Annotated in this window: 1 protein-coding gene; it reads left to right on the plus strand. The window is 62.1% G+C overall.

Annotated features, from left to right (window positions below; translation table 11 throughout):
- Positions 1-59: 59 nt before the first annotated feature.
- On the plus strand, positions 60-1,338 hold a 1,279-nt coding region (locus tag NCR38_RS13065; RefSeq protein WP_250477209.1), incomplete at its 3' end, for an IS4 family transposase.

The following is a 1,338-nucleotide window of genomic DNA, read 5'->3' on the forward strand; positions in this document are numbered from 1 at the left end:
TGTTTATGGGGTGAGAAGTGGTTGTAAACGGAGCGCCGGGCTGTTAACTTTCCGGTGCGATGCTTGCCGACCACCTCACTTATCTGATCGAAGCACAAGAGCCGGCCGATCTGCGACGGTTGGCCGAGCATCTGCCCTACGCGTGGATCGAACGCGCAGTCCAGGCGACCGGGACAGCGAGCATTCGGCGCCGTCGCCTACCGGCTGAACAGGTGGTGTGGCTGGTCATTGCGCTGGCGATGTACCGCCACTGGTCGATTAGCGAGGTACTCGATAGCCTCGATCTGGCCTTGCCCAACGATGCCGCCCCGTTTGTCAGCAAGAGTGCTGCGGCGCAGGCGCGCCAACGTATTGGCGAAGCGCCGATGGCGTGGCTGTTTGCACAGACCGCGCGAGCGTGGACCACTCAGGACGCGGCCCACCATGCGTTCAAGGGCTTGAGTCTGTGGGCAATGGATGGCACCACACTGCGCACCCCCGACAGTCCGGCCAACCGCGAGCACTTTGGCGCGCAGGGCTATGCCAGCGGCAAGGTGGCGAGTTATCCGCAGGTGCGCGCCGTGACGCTCACCGCCATTCCGACGCACCTGATTGCCGATATCAATTTCGGTCGCTACGACACCAACGAAATGGTGTACGCCAAAAGCCTGCTGGCGCAAATCCCGGAAGACTCACTGACGGTGTTCGACAAAGGCTTTCTGGCCGCGGAAATCCTGTGTGGCCTGACGATGAACGCGCGCAATCGCCACTTCCTGATTCCAGCCAAAGCCAATACCTGCTGGGAAGTCGTCTCGGGTAGCGCTGACGATGCGATGGTGCGCATGCGTGTGTCGCCGCAGGCGCGCCAGAAATGTCCGGCTTTACCCGAATTCTGGAGTGTGCGGGCGATCCGTGCCATCGACGCGCGGGGACGCGAACGCGTGCTGCTGACTTCGCTCATGGATCGCCGACGCTTCAAACCCGCCGATATCGTCGCCTGCTACGAACGCCGCTGGCAGATCGAAACCAGTTACGCGGAGCTCAAGCAATCGATGCTCGGTTCGGAGTTGACCTTGCGCAGCCGCACCGTCGCAGGGGTCTATCAGGAGATCTGGGGCGCGTTGATCGCCTACAACCTGATTCGCCGCGAGATCGCCTGCGCCGCACGGGAGGCGAAACTTGCGCCGACTGATATCAGCTTCGTGCGAGCCCTCCACACGATTCAGCACGAGATGATGTGGGCGGCCCTCACGCCGGCGTTTGCAAAGTTACCCGCCTGCCTTCAGCGCCTGCGCGAAAGGCTCAAGTCTCTCCCCAACGAAAAACGACCCGGACGCGCATGCGACCGGGTCGTCAAAT

Source organism: Caballeronia sp. INML1, from assembly GCF_023631085.1.
GTDB lineage: Bacteria > Pseudomonadota > Gammaproteobacteria > Burkholderiales > Burkholderiaceae > Caballeronia > Caballeronia turbans.